Source organism: Corynebacterium vitaeruminis DSM 20294, from assembly GCF_000550805.1.
Classification (GTDB): Bacteria; Actinomycetota; Actinomycetes; order Mycobacteriales; family Mycobacteriaceae; genus Corynebacterium; species Corynebacterium vitaeruminis.
On sequence record NZ_CP004353.1, the window covers coordinates 1,118,199 to 1,140,122 of the forward strand.

Genomic DNA, 21,924 nt, shown 5'->3' on the forward strand with positions numbered 1-21,924 from the left:
GGCTCCTTCCGTGGATGCTCCCTTTTGAGGGGGTGGCGGCCGGGGCCGAGCAAACTCGTGCCCCGAAAGGTCATCTGGGAATGACAGCAACCTTGCTCATTCTGGCAATCGTGGTTATCACCGCGCTTGCCTTCGACTTCACCAACGGTTTCCATGACACCGCCAACGCCATGGCCACCTCCATCGCCACCGGCGCGCTGAAGCCGTTCGTGGCCGTCGCCATCTCCGCGGCGCTCAACCTCATCGGCGCGTTCCTGTCCGTCAACGTCGCGGCGACCGTGGCCAAGGGCATCGTCAACTTGGACTCTTACGACCTCAGCGCCGGCGCCGACGGCGAGGCGCTGCTCATCGTGGTGTTCACCGGTCTGATCGGCGGCATCTTCTGGAACCTGTTCACTTGGCTGCTGGGCATGCCGTCCAGCTCCTCCCACGCGCTGTTCGGCGGCCTCATCGGTGCCGCCTTCGCCGCGATGGGCTCCGGCGGCGTCGCCTGGTCCTCCATCGTCGGCAAGATCGTGATCCCGGCTCTCGCCTCGCCGGTCATCGCGGCGCTTGTGTCCGCCTGCGCGACGTTCCTCGTCTACTGGGTCACCAACACCATCCCCAGCAAGGTCAAGAACGAGCACTTCCGCCACGGCCAGATCGTCACCGCCTGCCTGGTCTCCCTGGCGCACGGCGCCGGTGACGCGCAGAAGACCATGGGCGTCATCTTCCTGGCGCTGGTCGCCGCGGGCGAGGCCGACTCCGGCCAGCGCATCCCCACCTGGGTCATCTTCGCCTGCGCCATCGCCATCGCGGCGGGCACCCTCTCCGGCGGCTGGCGCGTGATCCGCACCCTGGGCAAGGGCCTCGTCGAGATCGAGTCCCCGCAGGGAATGGCGGCCGAGGCCACCTCCGCAGCTATCATCCTGACCTCCGCCGCGGGCGGCATGGCGCTGTCCACCACCCACGTCTCCACCGGCTCCATCCTCGGCACCGGCCTGGGCAAGAGGGGTGCCAAGGTGCGCTGGGGCGTGGCCATGCGAATGGTCTCCGCATGGCTGATCACCCTGCCGTGCGCCGCCGCGGTGGGATTCGTCTCCTGGTGGATCGCGACCGGCGTCTCCGGAGTCGCCAACACCACCACCGGTGTGATCGTCGACTTCATCCTGCTCATCGCGATGGCCGCCATTATCGTCATCCGTTCGCAGATGAACCCGATCGATGCCAAGAACGTCAACGACGATTGGGACGCCGACGCCGAGAGCGTCGACAGCTCCATGAAGAAGGAACCGGCCGCCGCAAAGGCAGCTGCTCAGCCCGCCACCGCCGAAGGGAACTAAGTCATGACCGCGTCCGAAATTGCTATCGACATCACCCGTGTCGCGGGGCTGGCACTGCTCTTCGGCGCCGGAATCCCGCTGCTGTTCGCGCTGGGCATGCGCTGCATGACCGGCGACCCGATCCGCAACGAACAGGGCGTCATTATCGGCGACACCGAGGCCTCTGCCCAGATGAAGGTGCTCGGCTGGACCGTGTACGCGGTCCTCGCGTTCGTCATTCTGGTGGCGATCACCTGGATCTCCAAGGACACCCTCAACCACTACTTCGGCTGGGAGCTTTTCGGAGGGCTCTCCAGCAAGCACTAGGCGTTAATATCACGAAAGCCGCCCTGGTATGACCAGGGCGGCTTTCGTCGGCTTAGGCGAGCGAGTTGCGCAGCCGGGCGATGTGCAAGGCGATGTACGCGAGCTCGTTGTCGTTGATCGCGCGGCCGCGCCCCTCGAGGTGGGACCGCACGGTCCGCGCCACCTTGACCGCCGTGGGGTCGTCGTTCTCGAGGGCGGTCAGCATCGAGTCGGACGAAGAGGTAGCGCAGGTGCGTGATGAAACGCGCGACGGTGGTGGAGTCCGGGGACAGCTCCCGGCCGAGCTCCGCGGATACGAGCGCGAGGGTGTTCGCGATCTCCTTGGTGGATGCCTCGGCCTTGGACATGTCGCCCGCGGCGAACTGCGCGTTGATGAAGTGCATGGCGATCGCGGCCGCCTCGTCGCCGTGAAGCCTCACGCCGGAGAGCTGCTCGATGCGGTCGAGGGCGAGCTTACCCAGCGTGTACTCCTTCGGGTAGAGGGGGGAGACCTCCCACACCAGCGGGTAGCTGACCTCTAACCCGCCTTTCGCCCGCTCGAGCGCGAAGGAAATGTGGTCGGCGAGCCCGGGGGTGAGCAGCTCCGGATCCTTGCGGATCTGGGACTCGCTCACGATCTCGGACGCGAGGGTGATGAGCTCCAGCGGGATCTCTGACAGGAGGGCGGTGCGGTTTGCGATGGGGTGGACGGTGCTGGGGCGAAAAACCTGCTCCGCCTGCTCGGCATCGATCGTATCCCCCAGCTTCCGCCCGAAGCTCAACCCCTTGCCCAAACAAATAGTCTGACCTCCATGTTCATCTGAACACAGCACAGCATTGTTGTTGAGCGCGCGAATAACGGCCATGAAGATCAGGCTACCCTGTGTGAATTCAAAGCTCTGCGCCGTCGGTGGCGATCACGGTGCGGTACCAGTCGAACGAGGCCTTCTTGCGGCGCTCCATGGTGCCGTTGCCCTCGTTGTCGCGGTCGACGTAGATCATGCCGTAGCGCTTCTTCATCTCGCCGGTGGTGAAGGACACCAGGTCGATGATGCCCCACGGCGTGTACCCGATGAGGTCGACGCCGTCCTCGAGGACCGCCTGCTTGACCGCCGCGATGTGGTTGCGCAGGTAGTCGATGCGGGCTGGGTCGTCGATGGTGCCGTCCGGCTGGACGGTGTCCGAAGCCGTTCTCCACGATGAACAGGGGGATCTGGTAGCGGTTGTAGAAGGTGTTGAGCGAGTTGCGCAGCCCCTGAGGGTCGATGCCCCAGCCCCACTCGGAGACCTTGATGTAGGGGTTCTCCACGGAGTTGCGCAAGGCACCGCTGGTGGACTTGGACGGGTCGGTGTCCGCGTCGTGCTTGACGGTGTTGGACATGTAGTAGGAGAAGCCGAGGTAGTCGACCTTTCCTGCGCGGAGGATCTCCTCGTCGCCGTCCTGGAAGCCGGGGTCGAGCCCCTCGCACTCGAACTTCTTGAAAGTATAGGCGGGGTAGTAGCCGCGGATCTGCACGTCCGGGAAGAAGAACCTGTCGCGGCCCGCGATCTCGGCGGCCATGATGTCCTCCGGGTCGCAGCTGTACGGGTAGATAGGGACCATGGCCACCATCGCGCCGATCTGGAACTCGGGGTTGATCTCGTGGCCGGCGGCGACGGCCTTGGCCGAGGCCAGAAGGCAGTTGTGGGCGGTCTGGTAGAGGACCTGTTGGGGGTTCTCGCCCTCGTCGATGGTCACGCCGGAGTTGGTCCAGAGGAAGATGGGGTTGTCCACGTTCATCTGGTTGTTGATCTCGTTGAAGGTCATCCAGTACTTGACCCTGCCGTTGTAGCGCTCGAAGCACACGCGGGCGAAGCGCTCGAAGAACTCGACCAGCTTGCGGTTGCGGAAGCCGCCGTAGGTGCGCGCGAGGTGCAGCGGGATCTCGAAGTGGCTGAGCGTGATGACGGGCTCGATGCCGTACTTGAGCAGCTCGTCGAAGACCTCGTCGTAGAACTTCAGGCCCTCCTCGTTGGGCTCGAGCTCGTCGCCCTGGGGGAAGATGCGGGACCAGGCGATGGAGGTGCGGAAGCACTTCAGCCCCATCTCGGCGAACAGCTTGATGTCCTCGCGGAAATGGCCGTAGAAGTCGATGGCCTCGTGGTTCGGGTAGAACTCGTTGGGGTCGACGGTCTCAGTGATCCGGCGGGGCACCCCGTTGGCACCCGCGGTGAGCACGTCAACCACGGAGGGGCCCTTGCCGCCAGCGTTCCAGCCGCCTTCGAATTGGTGCGCGGCGCAGGCGCCGCCCCACAGGAAATCGGGGGAGAGGGAGGTAGTCATGTTAGTTTGCTCCTTCCGCGACGAGCGCTGCCTGTGCGGGGACCGCTGCCATGAGCTCGTTGCCGTGGGTGGTTCGGGTAGAGGGGTGGACGACGATCTCGTCGTAGTTCTTGGTGTTGGTGACGATGACCGGGGTGGTCAGCGAGTAGCCAGCGACGGTGATGGACTTGGCGTCGAACTCGACGAGGAGGTCGCCCCCCGCGACGCGCTGGCCCTTGGCTACGTGGCTGGTGAACGGCTTGCCCTTGAGCGCGACGGTGTCGAGGCCGATGTGGACGAGGACCTCCACGCCATCGTCGGAGATGATGCCGACGGCGTGCTTGGAGGGCAGGACGGTGGCGACGGTGCCGTCGAAGGGGGCGTAGACCTTGTTGTCGGTGGGCGACGGCGACGCCGTCGCCCATGGTGCCCTTGGAGAAGACCGGGTCGTCGACCTCGCTGAGGGCGAGGACGGTGCCGGTGACGGGGCTCGAGATGCGGAAGTCCTTCTCCTTGGTGGCAAGCGGCTCGTGGTACTCGGCCGCGGCGGCGTCGGAGTCCGGCTCCTCCTCCGAGGCAGGTGCCTCGGAGGTGATGTCGGTGAAGCCGACGAGGAACACGCCCACGATGGCACCGAAGAAGGCGACGAGGCAGCCGATGATCTCACCAGTGAGGGAGTTGGTGCCGGGCTGGTAGGCATTCATGATGGTCAGCGGGCCGGGGAGGCCGGCGTAGACGTACTGGAGGGAACCGAACAGGGAGACCACGATGGCGCCGATCGCACCGGCGACGCAGCCCACGATGAACGGCTTCTTCAGGCGCAGCGTGACACCGTAGATGGCGGGCTCGGTGATGCCGAAGACACCGGTGAGGGATGCGGAGGCCGCGACCTTCTTCATCTCCACGCTGCGGGACTTGAGGAACACGCCGAAGGCGGCGCCGACTTGGGCGATGACCGCGGGGGTCTGGAATGCCTGGAAAAGGTTCGAGCCGTTCTGGGCGAAGTTGGCCATGACCATGGGGGTAACCCCCAGTGGACGCCGAAGATGACGATGACCTGACAGAATCCACCGACGGTGGCGGCCGCGAGCAGCGGGGCCACCTTGACCAGCCAGTTGAATCCGTCGGCGATGAGGATGGCGCCATCGTTAGACAGCGGGCCGATGATGAGCAGCGTCAGCGGGACGGCGATGACTAGGCACAGCAGCGGGGTGAACAGCTGGACGACAACCTCGGGCAGGTACTTGCGGAAGAAGCGCTCTAGGTGAGACAGGCCCCACACGATGAACAGTGGCGGCAGGACCGTGGAGGTGTAGGTGGTCTGGCTCAGCCCCATGCCGAAGAGGGACACGTGCTCGCCGTCGGCGACTCGCGAGGCGAGCTCGGTGAGCGAGGGGCTCACCAGCGCGCCGACCGCGGCGACCGCGATGAAGGTGTTGGTCTTGAAGAACTGGGAGGCGGTCACCGCGATGAGATGGGCAGGAAGGTGAACTGCGCCCAGGAGATGAGGGAGAAGACCTCGTAGGTGCCGGTCTCCTTGAAGCCCGGTGCGGCCGCGGTGATGATGATCAGCGCGCCCTGGATGAGGCCGGCTGCGGCGAGGACGTAAATGAAAGGGGCGAATACAGCGGACATCATCGCGATGATGCGGTTCATCAGGCGCGGCTTGTTCTCCGCGTCGTCGACCTGTTGCTCGTTGGGGTCGATCCCGAGCTCGTCGACGACGGCGTCGTAGACGTCGCCGACGCGGTTGCCGATGACGACCTGGAACTGGCCGCCCTTTTCCACCGTGGTGATGACGCCGGGGAGGTTGCCGATCTTATCGTGTGCGTCCTCGGGGACCTCCTTGAGGACCAAGCGGAGGCGGGTGGCGCAGCGGGTCGCGGTGGAGATGTTCTTGGGCCCGCCGACAAGCGTGATGATGTCGTGCGCGAGCTTGGGGTAGTCACGAACTTGAGTGCTCATGATTGGAGTCTCTTTCGACTTGAAAATGGCTAGTGGATTTTTCCCAAGACAAAAGAAAAGACCCGGAGAAAACAAGGAAGCGAGCCCACTTTTGATCATTGGGGGAACTCCGCTTCAGGTTCTTGCCTCTTCCGAGTAACAGGCCTTATAGCCGATGCCTCAACAAGTACTCCTCACACGACGGGACGTCAAGGGGTTGGGCCACAATTCCCCAAAGAATGAGTCTTAAGTCACAAACGGGCGGCGGGTTTTCCTAGCTGTGCGGATCCGGCGCAATGGGGGAGAGAAAAGTGCCGCCACGAAACGCGAGAATGTCGCCGCGCGCGGCGGAAAAGTTAACTACAATACTGCCTAAGGTTAACGGCAGGTAAACAGAGTTTAAATAGATAGTTGCCTTCAGGGGTGCTCGGTGCTAACGTGGACGAATCCACAACATCAGCCGCCCTCGCAGCGCCCGATTCGGCGGAAGGCGGCTTGTGTACAGGAGTTGCGAAAGTAACCGATTTGAACACGGAGAGGTGAGCTCACATGACCACTTTTAACGACTTCCTTGGGAAGGTCTCCGCCACGTTCACGGGCTCGACCACCACGGGTCTCGACGTTCTCGAGACGACCTCGGTTCCCGCCCGCGTGGCAGAGGAACTACTCGCGTGGGACTTCGTCCCCGCGACCCCATCCGAGGTGACGGAGGCGTTCGTCCACGTCACCGGCCGCGCACCGCGCGAAGAAGACATGTTCGAGGTAGAGCAGTTCCTGCTCAGCTTCGACTGGCTGGCCTAGGCCGCCAGGCAAAGACCACAAAGGCGTCCCGCCCCAGAGATGGGGGAGGGACGCCTTCTATCGTTTCGGGCCCTTAGTTGGCGTGCAGCGCGTCGTTGAGCGCGACCGCCTCGGACTTCCACGCGGTGGCCTCGATCGCGCCGGACAGGGAGTTGCGGCGGAACAGTATGTTGTTCGCGCCCGCCAGCTCGAGCGCCTTGGTGGTGTCGCCGTCCTGCTTGCCCAGGGCCTCTGCCACGGCGGCGCGGACGATGACCTTGGAACCGGCGGTCACGTAGAGGCCTGCCTCGATGACGCAGTCGTCGCCGAGCGGGATGCCGCAGCCGGAGTTGGCGCCGAGCAGGCAGCGCTTGCCCAGGGAGATGACCTGCTTGCCGCCGCCAGACAGAGTACCCATGATGGAGGCGCCGCCGCCGACGTCGGAGCCGTCATCGACGACGACGCCCGCGGAGATGCGGCCCTCGACCATCGAATTGCCGAGCGTGCCGGCGTTGAAGTTGACGAAGCCCTCGTGCATGACCGTGGTGCCCTCTGCAAGGTGGGCGCCGAGGCGGACGCGGTCGGCGTCGCCGATGCGCACGCCGGTGGGCAGGACGTAGTCGACCATGCGCGGGAACTTGTCCACGGAGTAGACGATGACCGGGCCGCGGGCCTGCAGCTTGGCGCGGGTGAGCTCGAAGCCCGCGGGCAGGCACGGGCCGAAGTTGGTCCACACCACGTTGGTGAGCAGGCCGAAGATGCCGTCGAGGTTCTGGCCGTGAGGTTTGACTAGGCGGTGGGAAAGCAGGTGCAGGCGCAGGTAGGCGTCGTAGGCGTCGACCGGTGCGGCGTCGAGGTCGGCGATCTCGGTGCGGACGGCGATGCGCTCGACTCCGCGGGCTGCGTCGACACCCGTCAGGGAGGCGAGGTCGGCGGAGACCTCGGCGCCGGTCAGGGTGGTGGTCCCGGTGGTGGCGGTGTCGGCCAGCTCAGGGGCCGGGAACCAGGCGTCGAGCACGGTTCCGTCGGGGGTCACGGTGGCAAGTCCAATGGCAAGTGCAGAAGTCATGCCGACTACATTACAAGTTTTGTCTATTGATAGGGGAATTAAACAAAAGCGCCGAACCGGTGGCCGGTTCGGCGCCTAGAAGGGAGGGAGCCTACTGGGCGGCGGCAATGGCGGCCGCGTGCTTCCTCGTGGTGAACGACGACGCGACGATCGCGCCGAAGATGATGGCCACGGACCAGATCTGGGCCCGCGACGAAGCGTCGGAAAGCATGAGCACGACGAGCCCCGCGATGAGTACGAGCGACAGGATCGGCAGCCACGGGTGTCCCCACATGCGCAGATCGGTTAGCTCGCCGGACTTTTCCAGCTGCGGGTGCAGCCTGAGGTAGCTGAGCGCGATCATCGCCCACAGCACGATGAGACAGCCGCCCACCGCGTTGAGGAGGAAGGTGAGCAGCCCCGGCGGGTTCCAATACTGCAGGCCGACCGAGACGAAGGCGAAGAACATCGACAGCAGGACGGCGGCGGTAGGAACCGCGTGGTGGTTGGTCTTGGCGAAGATCTTCGGCGCGTCGCCGCGGGCCGCGAGCGAGTGGACGAGGCGGGAGGTGGCGTAGATCTGCGCGTTGAAGGCGGACAGCAGCGCGAGGACGATGACCGTCTCCATGAATCCCACGACGCCCGGGATGTTCGCCATGCCGAGAATGATCGTGAACGGCGACTCGGCGGCGGTGTCCGCGCCCTGGATGGTGTCATACGGCATGAGGAAGGTGATGATCAAGACGCTGCCCAGGTAGAACAGCGAAATGCGCCAGATGACGCTGCGCACCGCGACGGCGATGGCGCGGCGCGGGTTCTCGGACTCGGCGGCCGCGATGGTGATGATCTCGATGCCTCCGAAGGCGAAGGCGACCGCGAGCAGGCCGGTGGCCACGCCGCTGAGGCCATTGGGCATGAAGCCGTGACCGAGGAAGTTGCTCGTGCCCACGAAGTCGTGGCCGGGCAACAGGCCGAAGATGAGCAGCAGGCCGATGACGAGGAAGCCCAGGATGACGGCGACCTTGACGAAGGCGAACCAGAACTCAAACTCGCCGAAACCGCGCACCTGCGCGAGGTTGACCACGGCGAAGAAGACCACGCAGATGAGCGCCGGGATCCACGGCTCCACGCCGAACCACGCGCCCATCATGGCCGCCGCGCCGGTCATCTCCGCGCCCATGACCATGGTCAGCATGAACCAGTACAGCCAGCCGAGCGAGAATCCCGCCCAGTGGCCGAAGGCCTGCTCGCCGTAGATGGAGAACGAGCCCGATTCCGGGCGGGCGGCGGCCAGCTCGCCCAGCATCTGCATGACGAGGACGACGATGCCGCCCGCGATCATGTAGGCGATGAGGACGGCGGGGCCAGCGGCCTGGATACCGACGCCGGTGCCGAGGAAGAGGCCCGCGCCGATGGCGGAGCCCAGGCCCATCATGGTCAGGTGGCGCGTTTTGAGGCCGTGACCAAGGTCTGTGGGGCGGGTTGCCGGTGTGCTCCCGCCGGTTGCTTGAGAACTCATACCTCAAACAGTACTGGTGAATCGATTGCGCACCCGGCCTGGGGTGCGCCCTAGCCTTAGGCCTCGATGGGGGCGATGCGGCGGGCCACCGGCTCCGGGTGGCCGGGCTCCATGCGAATCGACCAGTTCGACTCGCCGACCAGCTTGGTGGCCAGCGCGGTCTCGTCGGAGTCGGCGAAGTAGAGGTAGGTGTCCGGGTCGATGACCACGTTGTTGCCCACGTGCACGTTGTCGCCCAGGTTGATCTGTAGGATCGCGGAGCTGACCCCCAGCGAGCAGTTGTCGCCCACCTTGAGCTCGCGCGGGTCCTTCGGCGAGACGAGCGAGGAGGAAATCCCCATGTCCATGTTGGCGCCGACGACGGTGCCGGAGCTCAGGCGCCCCTCGACGCGGCCCGGGCCGAGCGTGCCCGCGTTGTAGGAGACGAAGCCCTCGCGCAGCACCCAGGTGCCCGGCGCGAGGTAGGCGCCCAGCCGCACGCGCTCGGCCTCGGTGATGTGCACGCCGGTGGGCACGACGTAGTCGACCATGCGGGGCAGGCGGTCGATGCCGTAGACGTGGATGAGGCCCCGGGAGCGCAAAAGGGTGCGCACGTTCTCGAAGTTCTCGGGCAGGCAGGGGCCCTTGTTCGTCCACACGACCGTGGCCAGCTTGTTGAGCGCGTCCTCCATGTTGAGCTCGTGCGGCTTGACTAGGCGGTGGGAGAGCAGGTGCAGGCGCAGGTAGACATCGTGGGCGTCGACTGGCGGGAGCTGGAGGTCGGTGATCGTGGTGCGCACGGCGATCTGCTCGACCATGCGGTCCTCGTCGATGCGGACGAGGCTGAGCAACTTGGGCGGGAGATCGTGGGCGCCGAGTCGGGTGGTTCCCGCGGGGTGAGAGATGTGGGTGGTCAACTCAGGCGTCGGGTACCAGGTATCGAGGACGGTGCCGTCCATGGCGATATTCGCGATTCCGAGGGCATGTGCGCCAAGCAATGTCATACCTAAAAGATAGCCCGGAATGTCACTTTTCCCTAAGTCAAAAAGGGCCTTAATGACATATCTCCTTGATTCCTCCTCACCCCCGCCCGGAGCCCCACGACGTTGCGTTCGGGCGCGCGCAAGTTCTGCGCGCGAAGTGGGGGTGACGGTAGAGTCTTAAGGCATGCTCGAACTCACAGCCGATCCCATCGATCTCACCGCCGCCCTCGTCGATATCGCAAGCCCCTCGCACGAGGAGAAGGACATCGCGGATCAGTTGGAGGAGGCCCTGCGGGCCATCGACAACGTGGAGGTCAACCGCCACGGGAACACGCTGGTCGCCCGCACCCACCGTGGGTTCGACTCCCGGGTGATCCTGGCCGGTCACATCGACACCGTGCCGATCGCCGACAACGTCCCCTCCACCCGCGGCGTGGACGCCCAGGGCCGGGACACGCTGTTCGGCTGCGGCACCGTGGACATGAAATCCGGCATGGCGGTCTACCTCAACGCCTTCGCCACGCTGGCCAACGCCGAGGAGCTGGGCAAGGACCTCACCGTGGTTTGCTACGAGGGCGAGGAGGTCGCCAGCGAGTTCAATGGCCTGCGGCACGTCAACGAGGCGCACCCGGAGTGGCTGCGCGGCGACGTGGCGCTGCTCGGCGAGCCGTCGGGCTCCGTCATCGAGGCTGGCTGCCAGGGCACCATCCGCCTGCGGATCACCGCCCACGGCGTGCGCGCCCACTCCGCGCGCTCGTGGCTGGGCGACAACGCCATGCACAAGCTCGCGCCCGTGATCACCAACGTCGCCGAGTACGAGGCGCGCGTCGTCGAGGTCGACGGCTGCGAATACCACGAGGGCCTCAACATCGTCTTCGCCGAGTCGGGCGTTGCCACCAACACCATCCCGGACCTCGCCTGGATGTTCGTCAACTTCCGCTTCGCCCCCGACCGCAGCGTCGACGAGGCGCTCGCCCACATGCTCGAGGTCCTCGACCTGCCCGAGGGCGTGGAGTACGAGATCGACGACGCCTGCTCCGGCGCGCGCCCCGGCCTCGACCGACCCGTAGTCGCCGAGCTCGTGGCCGCCACCGGCGGGAAGTTCCGCGCCAAGTACGGCTGGACGGACGTGGCGCGCTTCTCGGAGCTGGGCATCCCCGCGGTCAACTTCGGCCCGGGCGACCCCGCCTTCTGCCACAAGAAGGACGAGCAGTGCCCGGTGGCGATGATCACCGAGGTCTCTCAGGTTCTGCGCACCTACCTCTGCTCCTAGCACCGAGGCTCACCAGCTATAGACGTCGACAAGCGAAAAGAAGAAAGCAATGGCACCACGAATCACTCCCGACGAGCGCGCCAAGCGCATGCTGCGCGGCCCGGTCCTGCTGCGCCAGACCGACACCCAGCAGGAATCGACCTACGACCAGCGCCTGCTGGAGCTCACCGCCGACCACGACTGGCTGCACGCCGACCCGTGGCGCGTGCTGCGCATCCAGAGCGAGTTCGTCACCGGCTTCGACGCGCTGGCGGGCATCCCGCCCGCGGTGACCGTGTTCGGCTCCGCGCGCATCAAGGAGGATCACCCCTACTACGAGCTCGGCTGCGCGGTGGGGCGCAAGCTCGCGGAGGCGGACTACGCGGTCATCACCGGCGGCGGGCCGGGCCTCATGGAGGCGGGCAACCGCGGCGCGTGCGAGGCGGGCGGGCTGTCCATCGGGCTCGGCATCGAGCTCCCGCACGAGCAGGGGATGAACGACTACGTCGACCTGGGCCTCAACTTCCGCTACTTCTTCGCACGCAAGACCATGTTCCTCAAGTACTCGCAGGCCTTCGTGTGCCTGCCGGGCGGCATGGGCACCCTCGACGAGCTCTTCGAGGTGCTGTGCATGGTACAGACGGGCAAGGTCACGCACTTCCCGATCGTGCTCATGGGCTGCGAATACTGGGGCGGCATGGTCGCCTGGCTGAAAGACCGGCTCGTCGACGAGGGCATGATCGATGAGAAGGACCTGGACCTCTTCCTGTGCACCGACTCGGTCGACGAGGCGGTCGCGCACATCGTCAAGGCGCACTCGGAGATCACCAAGACGCTGCGCGAGCGGCTGCTCAACCACGAGGACGCGCGGCGCGCGAGCCGCTGGGTGGCGAGGTGACAGGGGAGCACCCCGCACGAATGACCTCCTCAGCCTTCCTCGGCGACGACGGCCTTGCCATCGTCATGGCCATCATCAACACCACCCCGGACTCCTTCTACGACAAGGGCGCCACCGCGAAGTTCGACGACGCGCTGGCCCGCGCGGAGAAGGTCATCGCCCAGGGCGCGCGCATCGTCGACATCGGCGGCGTCAAGGCCGGTCCTGGCGACTTCGTCTCGCCCGCGGAGGAGATCGACCGCGTCGTGCCGCTCATCGCCGCCGTCCACGAGCGCTTCCCCGGGGTGACCATCTCGGTGGATACCTGGCGCAGCGAGGTCGCCGACCGCGCCATCGCCGCCGGAGCCACGCTCGTCAACGACACCTGGGCCGGGCACGACCACGAGCTCTCCGCCGTCGCCGGGCAGCACCGGGCGGGCTACGTCTGCTCGCACACCGGCGGGGTGATCCCGCGCACCCGCCCCTACCGCGTCCACTTCGACGACGTGGTGCAATCCGTCATCGAGGAGACCACCGCGCAGGCCGAGCTCGCGGTGAGCCGAGGCGTGCCCGAGGAGATGATCTTCATCGACCCCACCCACGACTTCGGCAAGAACACCTTCCATGGCCTCGAGCTGCTGCGCCGCATCGACGAGATCGTCGCCACCGGCTGGCCGGTGCTCATGGCCCTATCGAACAAGGACTTCGTCGGCGAGACCCTCGGCCGCGAGGTGAGCGAGCGCGTCGCCGGGACGCTGGCCGCCACCGCGTGGTCCGGCCAGCACGGGGTCGCGGCCTTCCGCGCCCACGAGGTGCAAGAAACCGTCGACGTCATCCGCATGACCGGTGCGATCATGGGTAAGGTCGCGCCGCTTGACACCACTCGCGGGCTCGCATGACCGGCCCCAGCGTGTCGGTGGTCATCCCGGCGCTCAACGAGGAGGACACGGTCGCCGAGGTGGTCGCCTCCGTGCGCGCAGGGTCGCAGGCGGTGGCGGAGATCCTCGTCATCGACGCCGACTCCACCGACGAGACCGCCGCCCGCGCGAGCGCCGCGGGGGCGAGAGTGCTGAACTGGCGCGAGATCCTCCCGCAGGTTCCCACGCGCCCGGGCAAAGGCGAGTCGCTCTGGCGCGGGGTGGCCGCGGCGAGGGGAGAGGTGGTCGTGTTCATCGACGCGGACCTGCGCCACCCCGATCCCTCGATCGTCGAGCGGCTGGTGGCTCCCTTTGACAACGAGCGCGTGGCGCTCGTCAAGGCGAGCTACCGCCGCGGCTTCGAGGGGCGTCCCACCGGCGGCGGCCGGGTCACGGAGCTGACGGCGAAGCCCCTGCTCGCGGCGCTGTACCCGGAGCTCGCGCGCCTCGATCAGCCGCTTGCGGGCGAGTACGCCATTCGCCGTGAGGTGGCCAGTCGCCTGCCGTTCGTGGGCGGTTACGGCGTCGAGGTGGGTTTGCTTATCGACGTCTACCTCACGGCGGGCATGGGCGCCATCACCCAGGTGCCGCTGCCCGACAAGGCCCACCGCAACCGACCCTTAGAGGAGCTGCGCCCCATGGCGGAGGTCATCGCGGCCACCATCCTAGGCAGGGCGGGGGTCGCGTCCGCGCTGGCCATCCAGCAGCGCCCGCCGCTTGCTGAGGTACGGTAGGACTCGCACCGTTTCCCATCACCGACACAACTTTTAAGGACCAACCGCCATGATCTCGTGGATCCTGCTCATCATCGTGCTCGCCGCGCTCATCGTGCTGCTCACCCTGGCGTTCGCCACCGCCTTCGGCCGCGGGGAGCAGACCCCCGAGCTGCCGGAGACCGCCGAGCTCAACGAGGAGAACATCGAGGCCCTGGCCGCCGGAAACCTGGATGACGTCCGCTTCGACGTGAGCGTGCGCGGGTATAACCAGGCGCAGGTCGATGCCGTGGTGGAGTACCTGTTCGCGGAGCTGCGCCGGGCGCGGGCGGGCGCGGACCGCGAGCAATAGCCCCGGTTGTGCCGGTGGAAATCGGAGTACACTGGATCTAGTTGGGTCTGGCCCATTGATGGTTCCAGCCCACACCACAACGACACGAGACGCGCCACGTCTTTAGCTTTGAGGAACACGGTGATCTTACATGGCAGCAATGAAGCCCCGCACAGGAAACGGTCCGATGGAAGCGGTCATTGAGTCCCGAAAGATCGTCATGCGCATTCCTACCGACGGCGGCGGAAGGCTCGTCATCGAGCTCAACAAGGAAGAGGCCGCGGAGCTCGGGGCGCTGCTCACCGAGGTGTCGCAGTAGCCCTCCCGTCACCTTTTCATTACCCTCATCGCAAGCCCGCTTGGATGAGGGTGTTGCTCGTCTTAAGCTAGTTGCAAGCCGCTTTGAAGTTCTACAAGGAGTTCGCCCACGCATGTTGTCGCACGTCATCGATCTGCTCGCCGATCCCATCGACCTGAGCCCGCTCCACGGCGAGGATGACTTTTCCCGCCTCGTCTCGGAGTCCGGCCACAGCTACGACGTGGCCCGCCAGGGCTACGTCACCCTCGCGGGGGGCGCCGGGCTTCGCTACGGCGGCGATGACACGCAGATGATCAACGACCGCGAGACCTTCCTCGGCCGCGGCCACTACGCGCCCTTCGTCGAGGCGGTCACGGAGGCCGTGGGCGAGGTCATCGATGAGGCCGGAATCCCCGACGACGCCGAGCCCGCCATCTGCGAGGTCGGCGCCGGCACCGGCTACTATCTCTCGCACATGCTCGACTCCATCGACGGCTCCCGCGGCATCGGGCTGGACGTGTCCATCCCCTCGGCGAAGAAGCTGGCCAAGTGCCACCCCCGCGTCGGCGCGGTGGTGGCCGACGCGTGGGCGACTCTGCCCATCCGCGACAACTGCATCGACGCCATCGCCGTCGTCTTCGCCCCGCGCAACGCCAGCGAGTTCGCGCGTGTGCTCAAGCCGGGCGGGCAGGTCGTGGTGCTCACCGCCGACACCGGCCACCTCGACGAGCTGCGCGAGCCGCTCGGCATCATCGGCGTAGAGAAAGGCAAGGTCCAGCGCATGATCGACCAGGCGCGCGACCACCTCGTGCCCGTGGGACCCAGCGAGCCGGTGCAGTTTAAGATGCAGCTGGATCAGGGCTCGATCGCCACCCAGATCGGCATGAGCCCGTCCGCGCGCCACATCCACCCGGACGTGCTCGCCGAGCGCATCGCCACGCTGCCGACGACCATGGAGGTCACGGCCAGGGCGATGATCACGCGGTTTAAGAAGGTCGGGGCCTAGGCGCCGAGCTTCGACTCGGGGAACAGGCTGTCCTCGCGCAGGATGGTCGCGCCCTTGCTGGCGGTGCCCACGAACTCCTCGCACTGGCCGTTGAAGTAGACGCGGCTGGCCATGGCCGCCTGGCCGCCGTCGGCAAAGACCTCCACCGTCGAGCCGTCGACGATGATGGTGACGGCGTCGGTGTCGTCCTCGTGCAGGGGAGCCACGGCCACCGGGTCGCCCGAGTGGAAGGCGTTCATCGAGCGGTCGAGCTCGAGGCGATCGCCGCGGTGCGTGATGACGGCCGCCACCTGGCCGATGGAGTCGACGAGCTCCACGCGCAGGTACTCGCCGGTGGGGACGTCGCCCATGCCCACCCACATGCTTGCGGCATCCGAGTGCATGATGGCGGTCGGGATGCCCGCGATGGGCGTCTGGTAGAGCTGCCCGCCCTCGAGGGTCACGCGCCGGGGCAGGGAGAGGCAGTTGGCCCAGTCCTCCTTGATGAAGCTTTCGTGCTTCGAGCCGTCGTCAAGCCTGCCGATGCCGTTCATCAGCCCGAAGAGCGTGGCGGCGTCGTAGCGGTGGTCGGGATCGATGGCGCTGGACGGGCGGTTGGTGTTGCGGGGCCGGGTGAAGTCGTGGCCGTAGTCGATGCGGGTGAACGGGGTGGTGACGGCGAACTCGTTGCCCACGAGCGAGCCGACCAGGTAGCCGGAGATGTCGATGCCGTCGCGCTCGACCGTGACGATGAGGACGTCGTAGATCTCGCCGTCGACCTCGTCGCGCAGGCGGACGATGCGCGGGGAGACCAGCCGGGCGTCGGTGATTCCCATGTCGCCGGTGATGACCAGCGGCCCCAACAGCGCCCAGTCGCGGCCGTTGTGGGACTGCGCGATGACCAGCCGGGGAGCCTCAGAGTCGCCGGTGACCGCCAGCATGATCCAGCCCTCGTGCCCGTCCTCGCGGGCGTCGTCGAGCTTCCAGTCGGGCACCACGCACGGCGAGCGGAAGCGGGTGAACCCGTCCTGGTCGCCGAGGATCTCGCCCGCGCGGTGGACGTGCGGGTCGACGCTCGAGCCCTTGTCGTTGACGTCCTCGGTGGTGGCATCGAGGTCGTCGATCGTGGCCAGGTGGATGGAGGCCGAGTCCGCGGTCACCGAGGTGAAGTACAGCGCCGCCTCGTCGCCCACCGCGGTCACCGCGCCCGCGCGCAGCCTGGTCTCGCGCGTCAGCGGGGCGAGCACGTCGTCGCAGATCTCCCAGCTAAACGGCGTGCCGTGGGAGACCTGGTGCGCCCAGCGCGCACCCGCCTCGGGGGTCGGGCGGAACTGGTGGAAGACGTGCCAGCTGTAGCCGTCGTACAGCGCGCCGGCGGGGGCGTCGAGGATTCCCTTCTCGGGGGTGACGTGGAGTTCGGGGCGGAAAGTCATGGGGAGTGAGGATTCCTTTGGTGAGTTCGCGGCTAGCTTTTGACTTCGGTGGCGTGGATCTGGCGGTCGAGGTCCTCCGGCGCGAGCTGCGCGCGGGAGAAGTCGTGCGTGAGCGGCAGCTTGAGGTTCAGATCGGTGCCGGGGCACACCTCGACCTTGCCCTGATGCAGGACGAAGTCGAGCACGTGCCCGCCCGAGGTGCGCTTGTCGTCGATGAAGTGGACGTGGCAGCCCGGCACGCCGATGCCCTTCTCGTAGACCGGGGTCCTAAACCCCGCGATGACGCCGGTGACGTCGTGGAAGACGAGCTCCGCGTCGTCGCCGGTGGCCTCCATCATGGGCCGGTAGGGGCGCTGCTGCTTGGTGACGGTGCGCACCGTGACCTCGCTGAACACACCGGAGATGCGCACGGCGTACATGTAGTTCTCGCTGGGCAGCAGGGAGGAGATGAACTCGGAAAGCTCCGCGCGGCGCATGCCCTCCGGGGCTTGGGCGACGATGCGCGGGACGAAGTTGGTGGCCACCGCGAACGGGCTGCGCTGCTCGAGCGAGGCGACCTCGGCGGTGCCGTCGCCGCGGACCTGGTAGGCGACGCCGTCGACGATGATCATCTCGCCGTCGAGGGCGTCGAAGGTGCCGATGCCGAAATTGCCGTGCCCGAGGATCTCGCCGACGGAGATCTCCCCGTCATAGATGCCGTCGAGCAGGGCGGTCATGAGTGAACTTTGGAAAATCGTGTGGCGTTCGATGGGTAAGACATGCTCCTCGTTCATGTCCGCCCAGAATAGTCGCGCGCGCCGGTTCCTGCAGGCAGGCTTCCCCCCCGCGCTTTGCGCTTGCCGACGACAAGCCTTCGGCGCGGGAGGGAGGGTGCCTAGATGAGCGAGGAGTAAATGTCGACGGTCTGCTGGGCGATGGTGACCCAGGAGAAGGAATCCACCGCGCGCTGGCGCCCGGCCATGCCGAACTTCTTGGCGCGCTCGCGGTCGGCGACCATCGCGTTGACGGCCGCGGCGAGGTCGCGCTCGAAGGCCTCCGGGTCGTTTTCGTCGTAGTGGACGAGGTTGCCGGTGGTGCCGTCGACGACGACCTCCGGGATGCCACCGACGTCCGAGGCGACCACGGCGGTGCCGCAGGCCATGGCCTCGAGGTTGACGATGCCGAGCGGCTCGTAGATGGACGGGCACACGAAGGTGTCCGCGGCGGTGAGGATCTCCTGGATCTTCGGCTTGTCCAGCATCTCCTGGACCCAGACGATGCCGTCGCGCTCGGCCTGGAGGTCGTGGACGAGCTTCTCGGTGCGGGCCGCGATCTCCGGGGTGTCCGGCGCGCCGGCGCACAGCACCAGCTGGACGTCCTTGTCGAAGCTGCGGGCGGCCTTGACTAGGTGCTCCACGCCCTTCTGGCGGGTGATGCGGCCGACGAAGGCGACGATCGGGCGGTCCGGGTCGATGCCCAGCTTCTTGAGCACCGAGTCCTCGGCCTCGTCGAAGGTGGGGCGCGGCTGCCAGAGCTCGGTGTCGATGCCGTTGAGGACCACGTGCACCTTGTCGGCGTCGATGCGCGGGTAGGCCGCCAGGACGGCGTCCTTCATCTTGGCGGACACGGCGATGACGGCGTCCGCGTACTCCATGGCGTTCTTCTCGGACCAGGATGAGATGTCGTAGCCGCCGCCGAGCTGCTCGCGCTTCCACGGGCGGTCGGGCTCGAGCGAGTGCGCGGTGGCCACGTGCGGGATGCCGTGGAGGCGGGCGGCGAGGTGGCCGCCCAGGCCTGCGTACCAGGTGTGGGAGTGGACCACGTCGACGTTGGTGGCGGCCTCTGCCATGCGCAGGCCGGTGGACAGTGTCTTGATGGCGGGGTTGGCGTTGGCCAGGGCCTCGTCGACGCCGTGGACGTAGACGTTGGCCTCGTCGCGCGGGGCGCCCATGCAGTGAACGTCGACGGGGACGATCTCGCGCATGTATCGGGTCAGTTCGGTCACATGAACACCGGCGCCTCCGTAGATCTCCGGCGGGTATTCCTTGGTCATCATCGCAACTCTCATAACCCAAACCTTAACGCGTATTTTCCCTCCGCGTGTGGGTGTTGAACGGGTGTCATTCGTCGCAATCATCACCAATGCCAAGCAAACATTGTGCAAAGCATATAAATTGGGCGGGGTGAGGAGTCAAAGTAATGTTCTAGCAATCGTGCTCGCCGGTGGCGAAGGAAAGCGCCTGTTTCCTTTGACCGAAGACCGTGCGAAGCCGGCCGTCCCGTTTGGTGGCACCTACCGTCTGATCGACTTCGTGCTGTCGAACCTCGTCAACGCGGGTTACATGAAGATCTGTGTGCTCACGCAGTACAAGTCTCATTCCCTCGACCGCCACATTTCCCAGGCGTGGAACTTCAGCGGCTCGACCAGCCAGTACATCGCCTCCGTGCCCGCCCAGCAGCGCCTCGGTAAGCGCTGGTACCAGGGCTCGGCGGACGCGATCCTGCAGTCGCTGAACCTGATCTACGACGAGAACCCCGACTACGTCATCGTTTTCGGCGCGGACCACGTCTACCGCATGGATCCCTCCCAGATGGTGGAGGAGCACATCAAGTCGGGCGCGTCGGTGTCGGTTGCGGGCATCCGCGTCCCGCGCTCCGAGGCGAGCGCGTTCGGCTGCATCCAGTCGGACGACGAGGGCAACATCACCGAGTTCCTCGAGAAGCCCGCGGACCCGCCGGGTACCCCCGACGACCCGAACATGACCTACGCCTCCATGGGCAACTACGTCTTCACCACCAAGGACCTCATTCAGGCCCTGAAGGAGGACGAGGTTAACGAGGCCTCCGCGCACGACATGGGCGGGGATATCATTCCCTACTTCGTGGCCAAGGGCGCGGCCCACGTCTACGACTTCAACGACAACCAGGTCCCCGGCTCCACCGACCGCGACCGCGGCTACTGGCGCGACGTGGGTACGATCGACGCCTTCTACGAGGCCCACATGGACCTCATCTCGGTGCACCCGATCTTCAACCTGTACAACCAGCAGTGGCCGATCCGCTCCACCGACTTGGGCGAGCTGCCCCCGGCCAAGTTCGTCCAGGGCGGCATCGCGCAGTCCTCGATGGTCGCCCAGGGCTCGATCATCTCGGCGGCGACCGTGCGCAACTCCGTGCTGTCCACCGACGTGGTCGTCGAGGAGGGCGCGACCGTGGAGGGCTCCGTCCTCATGCCGAGCGTGCGCATCGGCAAGGGCGCGGTCGTGCGCCACGCGATCCTCGACAAGAACGTGGTGATCTCCGACGGCACCCTCATCGGCGTGGACCGCGAGCGCGACGCGCAGCGCTTCGCCATCAGCGCCGGCGGCGTGGTCGTCGTGGGCAAGAACACCGTGGTGTAGCGGCGTAACAGGCGCGAAAAAGGGGCCCTCGGGCCCCTTTTTTCATGCCTTGCGCGCCTAGAGCTTGGTGATCATGGTCAGCCCCGCGCCCAGCGGCAGGCGGGAGACGATGACCCCGTCGAGGGAACGGATGTACTCGTCGGCCTCGCGGGCGGCCACCGTGTCGCGGTCCTTGCGCGAGAGGTCGGCCAGGGTGCCGTCGAGAAGCGCGTCCGCGAGTACCAGCACGCCGCCGGCGCTGAGCAGCGGGAGCGCGGCGTCGACGAACGCCTTGAGCTCGAGCGGGGAGACCTCGCCGTAGACCAGCTGGTAGGAGGCGTTGGCCAGGCGCCCCATGACGTCGAGCGGGCGCGAAGGGAGAAAGCGGATGCGGGAGGGGGAGTAGCCCGCCTCGCGGAAGGTGACCTTCGCGCGCTTCTGGTGCTCCGGCTCCGGGTCGATGCAGCTGATGATGGCGTTGTCGCCGAGACCCGCGAGCAGGTAGAGCCCAACCACCCCGGCGGCCGGGGTGACGGCGATGACGCCCTGGGCCTTGGTGGCGGCGGCCAGCGTGGACAACAGCTGCCCGGTCATGGCGTCGGGAATGGTGAGACCAAATTCGGAGGCGTCCTCGCACGCTGCGGTGAGCGCTGCGGACGCGACGGTGGTCTCCTCTACGTAGGAGCTGAGGGCGGAAACAGAAGAATCGGTCACAAACGCCTATGTTAGGCGATCAGCGCGCCTTCTAGACCTGCCAACACCAAGTTGTGAAATCTGTGGTCAAAGTGGCACGAGTTTATTCGTACATCGCCCCGCCGGCGACGGAGTAGAACCAGTGGATGTGCTCGCGCACGGCGTCGGCGGCCTCGGCGGGCTGCCGGTTGCGCACGGCCTCTAAAATGCGGCGGTGCTGCTGTTGCAGGTGGAGGCGGATCTCGCCCCAGTCGTTGCGCTCGGCGATGGCCTCGCGGACGTAGCTCATGGTCGCCTCGCGCAGCGATTCCATGATGGTGTCCACCACGAGGTTTCCGGCCATGGAGGTGATGAGGATGTGGAACTCGGTGTCGAGCGAGTGGTACTCCTCGGACGGCAGCGCCGGGTCGTCCATCATTTCGATGAGCGCGTCGGCCTTCTCGATCGCCGCGTCGCGGTCGGGGGAGTTCTGCGTCAGGGCCGCGGCCGAGGCGGCCTGGGACTCGATGACCACGCGGGTGGCGACGATGTCGCCCATCGGCAGTGCCTTGGTGTAGACGTGCATGCGCAGCGCCCACTTGAGCGCCGAGGAGGGCTCGGCGACGACGATGGCGCCCGCGTTGGGGCCGGAGCCGGTGGAGGAGCGGACGAGCCCCATCGCGTCGGCCACCTTGATGGCCTCGCGGACCGAGGAGCGCGAGATCTCGAACTGCTCAGCCAGCGCGCGCTCGCCGGGGAGCTTGTCGCCCACCGTGATCGTGCCCTTGCGCAGCTGCTCTTCGAGCCAGTCGAGCACCAGGTTGTAGGTACGTGCGTGTGAGGCGGGCATGAGGGCCGTGCTCCTTCGCGAGATTCCGAGCGCCCGTATGAATGTATAAATAAGGCGCGAACGGGTTCATTATTC

23 protein-coding genes and 3 pseudogenes are annotated in these 21,924 nt (G+C 66.4%); 12 read left to right on the top strand and 14 right to left on the bottom strand.

Features of this window, described 5'->3' with window-relative positions; all coding sequences use genetic code 11:
• Positions 1-80: 80 nt before the first annotated feature.
• Together B843_RS05290 and B843_RS05295 are read left to right on the top strand one after the other, a co-directional pair.
• A complete protein-coding gene (locus B843_RS05290) occupies positions 81-1,322 on the top strand; it encodes an inorganic phosphate transporter (RefSeq protein ID WP_025252475.1) in 1,242 nt (413 codons plus the stop codon).
• A 3-nt stretch (positions 1,323-1,325) separates the two neighbouring features.
• On the top strand, positions 1,326-1,628 hold the full coding sequence (locus B843_RS05295; RefSeq protein ID WP_025252476.1) for a hypothetical protein: 303 nt from the start codon (positions 1,326-1,328) through the stop codon (positions 1,626-1,628).
• Here the strand turns inward: B843_RS05295 and B843_RS05300 are convergent.
• The 3 genes and pseudogenes from B843_RS05300 to B843_RS13995 all read right to left on the bottom strand — a co-directional run bounded on the left by B843_RS05300 (position 1,625) and on the right by B843_RS13995 (position 4,406).
• Positions 1,625-2,473 carry a PRD domain-containing protein gene (locus tag B843_RS05300; RefSeq protein ID WP_081751500.1) on the bottom strand — a complete coding sequence of 283 codons (849 nt, stop codon included), beginning with the start codon at positions 2,471-2,473 and terminating at the stop codon, positions 1,625-1,627. The genes B843_RS05295 and B843_RS05300 overlap by 4 nt on opposite strands.
• A 25-nt stretch (positions 2,474-2,498) precedes the next feature.
• Positions 2,499-3,930, bottom strand: a pseudogene (locus tag B843_RS05305) (6-phospho-beta-glucosidase).
• A 1-nt stretch (position 3,931) separates the two neighbouring features.
• Positions 3,932-4,406, bottom strand: a pseudogene (locus B843_RS13995) (PTS sugar transporter subunit IIA).
• On the opposite strand from B843_RS13995, the gene B843_RS14000 reads away from it, so the two are divergent.
• On the top strand, positions 4,342-4,605 hold the full coding sequence (locus B843_RS14000; protein ID WP_197020797.1) for a hypothetical protein: 264 nt from the start codon (positions 4,342-4,344) through the stop codon (positions 4,603-4,605). The pseudogene B843_RS13995 and the gene B843_RS14000 sit on opposite strands and share 65 nt — an antisense overlap.
• A 149-nt stretch (positions 4,606-4,754) precedes the next feature.
• Here B843_RS14000 and B843_RS14270 read toward each other — a convergent pair.
• The 3 genes and pseudogenes from B843_RS14270 to B843_RS14010 all read right to left on the bottom strand — a co-directional run.
• Positions 4,755-4,835 (bottom strand): annotated as a pseudogene (locus tag B843_RS14270) (hypothetical protein); the annotation flags it as partial.
• Complete coding sequence (locus tag B843_RS14005) at positions 4,805-5,374, bottom strand: PTS transporter subunit EIIC (RefSeq protein WP_025252480.1); 570 nt, start codon at positions 5,372-5,374, stop codon at positions 4,805-4,807. The gene B843_RS14005 and the pseudogene B843_RS14270, both read right to left, overlap by 31 nt.
• Positions 5,371-5,874 (bottom strand): PTS transporter subunit EIIB, encoded by a 504-nt coding sequence (locus B843_RS14010; RefSeq protein WP_025252481.1) that lies wholly within the window; start codon positions 5,872-5,874, stop codon positions 5,371-5,373. The genes B843_RS14005 and B843_RS14010 overlap by 4 nt, the downstream gene beginning before the upstream one ends.
• A gap of 528 nt (positions 5,875-6,402) precedes the next feature.
• Here B843_RS14010 and B843_RS05315 point away from each other — a divergent pair.
• On the top strand, positions 6,403-6,654 hold the full coding sequence (locus tag B843_RS05315; protein ID WP_025252482.1) for a hypothetical protein: 252 nt from the start codon (positions 6,403-6,405) through the stop codon (positions 6,652-6,654).
• A gap of 73 nt (positions 6,655-6,727) precedes the next feature.
• Here B843_RS05315 and dapD read toward each other — a convergent pair whose 3' ends face one another.
• The 3 genes from dapD to B843_RS05330 form a co-directional block, all read right to left on the bottom strand.
• Complete coding sequence (dapD, locus tag B843_RS05320; protein ID WP_025252483.1) at positions 6,728-7,702, bottom strand: 2,3,4,5-tetrahydropyridine-2,6-dicarboxylate N-succinyltransferase; 975 nt, start codon at positions 7,700-7,702, stop codon at positions 6,728-6,730.
• Between the two features lie 91 nt (positions 7,703-7,793).
• Complete coding sequence (locus B843_RS05325; protein WP_034649999.1) at positions 7,794-9,200, bottom strand: amino acid permease; 1,407 nt, start codon at positions 9,198-9,200, stop codon at positions 7,794-7,796.
• A 56-nt stretch (positions 9,201-9,256) separates the two neighbouring features.
• Positions 9,257-10,183, bottom strand: a complete 927-nt coding sequence (locus tag B843_RS05330) for a DapH/DapD/GlmU-related protein (RefSeq protein ID WP_034649998.1) — start codon at positions 10,181-10,183, stop codon at positions 9,257-9,259.
• Positions 10,184-10,346: 163 nt separating this feature from the next.
• Here B843_RS05330 and dapE point away from each other — a divergent pair, with 163 nt between their 5' ends.
• From dapE to B843_RS05360, 7 genes are all read left to right on the top strand, one after another.
• On the top strand, positions 10,347-11,435 hold the full coding sequence (dapE, locus tag B843_RS05335) for a succinyl-diaminopimelate desuccinylase (RefSeq protein WP_025252485.1): 1,089 nt from the start codon (positions 10,347-10,349) through the stop codon (positions 11,433-11,435).
• 49 nt (positions 11,436-11,484) lie between these two features.
• Positions 11,485-12,312 (top strand): LOG family protein, encoded by an 828-nt coding sequence (locus B843_RS05340; RefSeq protein WP_025252486.1) that lies wholly within the window; start codon positions 11,485-11,487, stop codon positions 12,310-12,312.
• Positions 12,313-12,332: 20 nt separating this feature from the next.
• A complete protein-coding gene (gene folP / locus B843_RS05345; protein WP_025252487.1) occupies positions 12,333-13,190 on the top strand; it encodes a dihydropteroate synthase in 858 nt (285 codons plus the stop codon).
• The gene (locus B843_RS05350) at positions 13,187-13,942 is read left to right on the top strand and encodes a glucosyl-3-phosphoglycerate synthase (protein ID WP_034649994.1); all 756 of its coding nucleotides are present in this window, start codon (positions 13,187-13,189) and stop codon (positions 13,940-13,942) included. Before folP ends, B843_RS05350 begins: the two co-directional genes overlap by 4 nt.
• Before the next feature lie 49 nt (positions 13,943-13,991).
• Entirely contained in the window at positions 13,992-14,273 is a 282-nt protein-coding gene (locus B843_RS05355) for a DivIVA domain-containing protein (protein WP_025252489.1), read from the top strand.
• Between the two features lie 130 nt (positions 14,274-14,403).
• A complete protein-coding gene (locus tag B843_RS13470; protein ID WP_081751501.1) occupies positions 14,404-14,571 on the top strand; it encodes a DUF3117 domain-containing protein in 168 nt (55 codons plus the stop codon).
• A 112-nt stretch (positions 14,572-14,683) separates the two neighbouring features.
• Complete coding sequence (locus tag B843_RS05360) at positions 14,684-15,556, top strand: methyltransferase domain-containing protein (protein WP_025252490.1); 873 nt, start codon at positions 14,684-14,686, stop codon at positions 15,554-15,556.
• Here B843_RS05360 and B843_RS05365 read toward each other — a convergent pair.
• The 3 genes from B843_RS05365 to glgA form a co-directional block, all read right to left on the bottom strand.
• The gene (locus B843_RS05365; RefSeq protein ID WP_025252491.1) at positions 15,553-16,968 is read right to left on the bottom strand and encodes a GH32 C-terminal domain-containing protein; all 1,416 of its coding nucleotides are present in this window, start codon (positions 16,966-16,968) and stop codon (positions 15,553-15,555) included. The two genes, B843_RS05360 and B843_RS05365, sit on opposite strands and share 4 nt — an antisense overlap.
• Before the next feature lie 32 nt (positions 16,969-17,000).
• Positions 17,001-17,741, bottom strand: coding sequence for an acetolactate decarboxylase (budA, locus tag B843_RS05370; protein WP_025252492.1), 741 nt, complete (start codon positions 17,739-17,741; stop codon positions 17,001-17,003).
• A gap of 101 nt (positions 17,742-17,842) precedes the next feature.
• Positions 17,843-19,015: a glycogen synthase gene (gene glgA, locus B843_RS05375; protein WP_025252493.1), complete on the bottom strand. Its 1,173-nt coding sequence runs from the start codon at positions 19,013-19,015 to the stop codon at positions 17,843-17,845.
• Between the two features lie 106 nt (positions 19,016-19,121).
• Here glgA and glgC point away from each other — a divergent pair, with 106 nt between their 5' ends.
• On the top strand, positions 19,122-20,348 hold the full coding sequence (gene glgC, locus B843_RS05380) for a glucose-1-phosphate adenylyltransferase (RefSeq protein ID WP_081751502.1): 1,227 nt from the start codon (positions 19,122-19,124) through the stop codon (positions 20,346-20,348).
• A 57-nt stretch (positions 20,349-20,405) separates the two neighbouring features.
• On the opposite strand, the gene B843_RS05385 is transcribed toward glgC, so the two are convergent.
• Positions 20,406-21,041: an O-methyltransferase gene (locus B843_RS05385; protein WP_025252495.1), complete on the bottom strand. Its 636-nt coding sequence runs from the start codon at positions 21,039-21,041 to the stop codon at positions 20,406-20,408.
• Positions 21,042-21,123: 82 nt separating this feature from the next.
• Positions 21,124-21,849 (bottom strand): FadR/GntR family transcriptional regulator, encoded by a 726-nt coding sequence (locus tag B843_RS05390; protein WP_025252496.1) that lies wholly within the window; start codon positions 21,847-21,849, stop codon positions 21,124-21,126.
• Positions 21,850-21,924: the final 75 nt, after the last annotated feature.

Excerpts from the sequence above, each read along its gene's own strand:
- B843_RS05290 (WP_025252475.1), top strand. The coding sequence starts at position 81 with ATGACAGCAACCTTGCTCATTCTGGCAATCGTGGTTATCACCGCGCTT.
- B843_RS05295 (WP_025252476.1), top strand. The coding sequence starts at position 1,326 with ATGACCGCGTCCGAAATTGCTATCGACATCACCCGTGTCGCGGGGCTG.
- B843_RS05300 (WP_081751500.1), bottom strand. The coding sequence starts at position 2,473 with ATGGCCGTTATTCGCGCGCTCAACAACAATGCTGTGCTGTGTTCAGAT.
- B843_RS14010 (WP_025252481.1), bottom strand. The coding sequence starts at position 5,874 with ATGAGCACTCAAGTTCGTGACTACCCCAAGCTCGCGCACGACATCATC.
- B843_RS05315 (WP_025252482.1), top strand. The coding sequence starts at position 6,403 with ATGACCACTTTTAACGACTTCCTTGGGAAGGTCTCCGCCACGTTCACG.
- dapD (WP_025252483.1), bottom strand. The coding sequence starts at position 7,702 with ATGACTTCTGCACTTGCCATTGGACTTGCCACCGTGACCCCCGACGGA.
- B843_RS05325 (WP_034649999.1), bottom strand. The coding sequence starts at position 9,200 with ATGAGTTCTCAAGCAACCGGCGGGAGCACACCGGCAACCCGCCCCACA.
- B843_RS05330 (WP_034649998.1), bottom strand. The coding sequence starts at position 10,183 with ATGACATTGCTTGGCGCACATGCCCTCGGAATCGCGAATATCGCCATG.
- dapE (WP_025252485.1), top strand. The coding sequence starts at position 10,347 with ATGCTCGAACTCACAGCCGATCCCATCGATCTCACCGCCGCCCTCGTC.
- B843_RS05340 (WP_025252486.1), top strand. The coding sequence starts at position 11,485 with ATGGCACCACGAATCACTCCCGACGAGCGCGCCAAGCGCATGCTGCGC.
- folP (WP_025252487.1), top strand. The coding sequence starts at position 12,333 with ATGACCTCCTCAGCCTTCCTCGGCGACGACGGCCTTGCCATCGTCATG.
- B843_RS05350 (WP_034649994.1), top strand. The coding sequence starts at position 13,187 with ATGACCGGCCCCAGCGTGTCGGTGGTCATCCCGGCGCTCAACGAGGAG.
- B843_RS05355 (WP_025252489.1), top strand. The coding sequence starts at position 13,992 with ATGATCTCGTGGATCCTGCTCATCATCGTGCTCGCCGCGCTCATCGTG.
- B843_RS13470 (WP_081751501.1), top strand. The coding sequence starts at position 14,404 with ATGGCAGCAATGAAGCCCCGCACAGGAAACGGTCCGATGGAAGCGGTC.
- B843_RS05360 (WP_025252490.1), top strand. The coding sequence starts at position 14,684 with ATGTTGTCGCACGTCATCGATCTGCTCGCCGATCCCATCGACCTGAGC.
- B843_RS05365 (WP_025252491.1), bottom strand. The coding sequence starts at position 16,968 with ATGACTTTCCGCCCCGAACTCCACGTCACCCCCGAGAAGGGAATCCTC.
- budA (WP_025252492.1), bottom strand. The coding sequence starts at position 17,741 with ATGAACGAGGAGCATGTCTTACCCATCGAACGCCACACGATTTTCCAA.
- glgA (WP_025252493.1), bottom strand. The coding sequence starts at position 19,015 with ATGAGAGTTGCGATGATGACCAAGGAATACCCGCCGGAGATCTACGGA.
- B843_RS05390 (WP_025252496.1), bottom strand. The coding sequence starts at position 21,849 with ATGCCCGCCTCACACGCACGTACCTACAACCTGGTGCTCGACTGGCTC.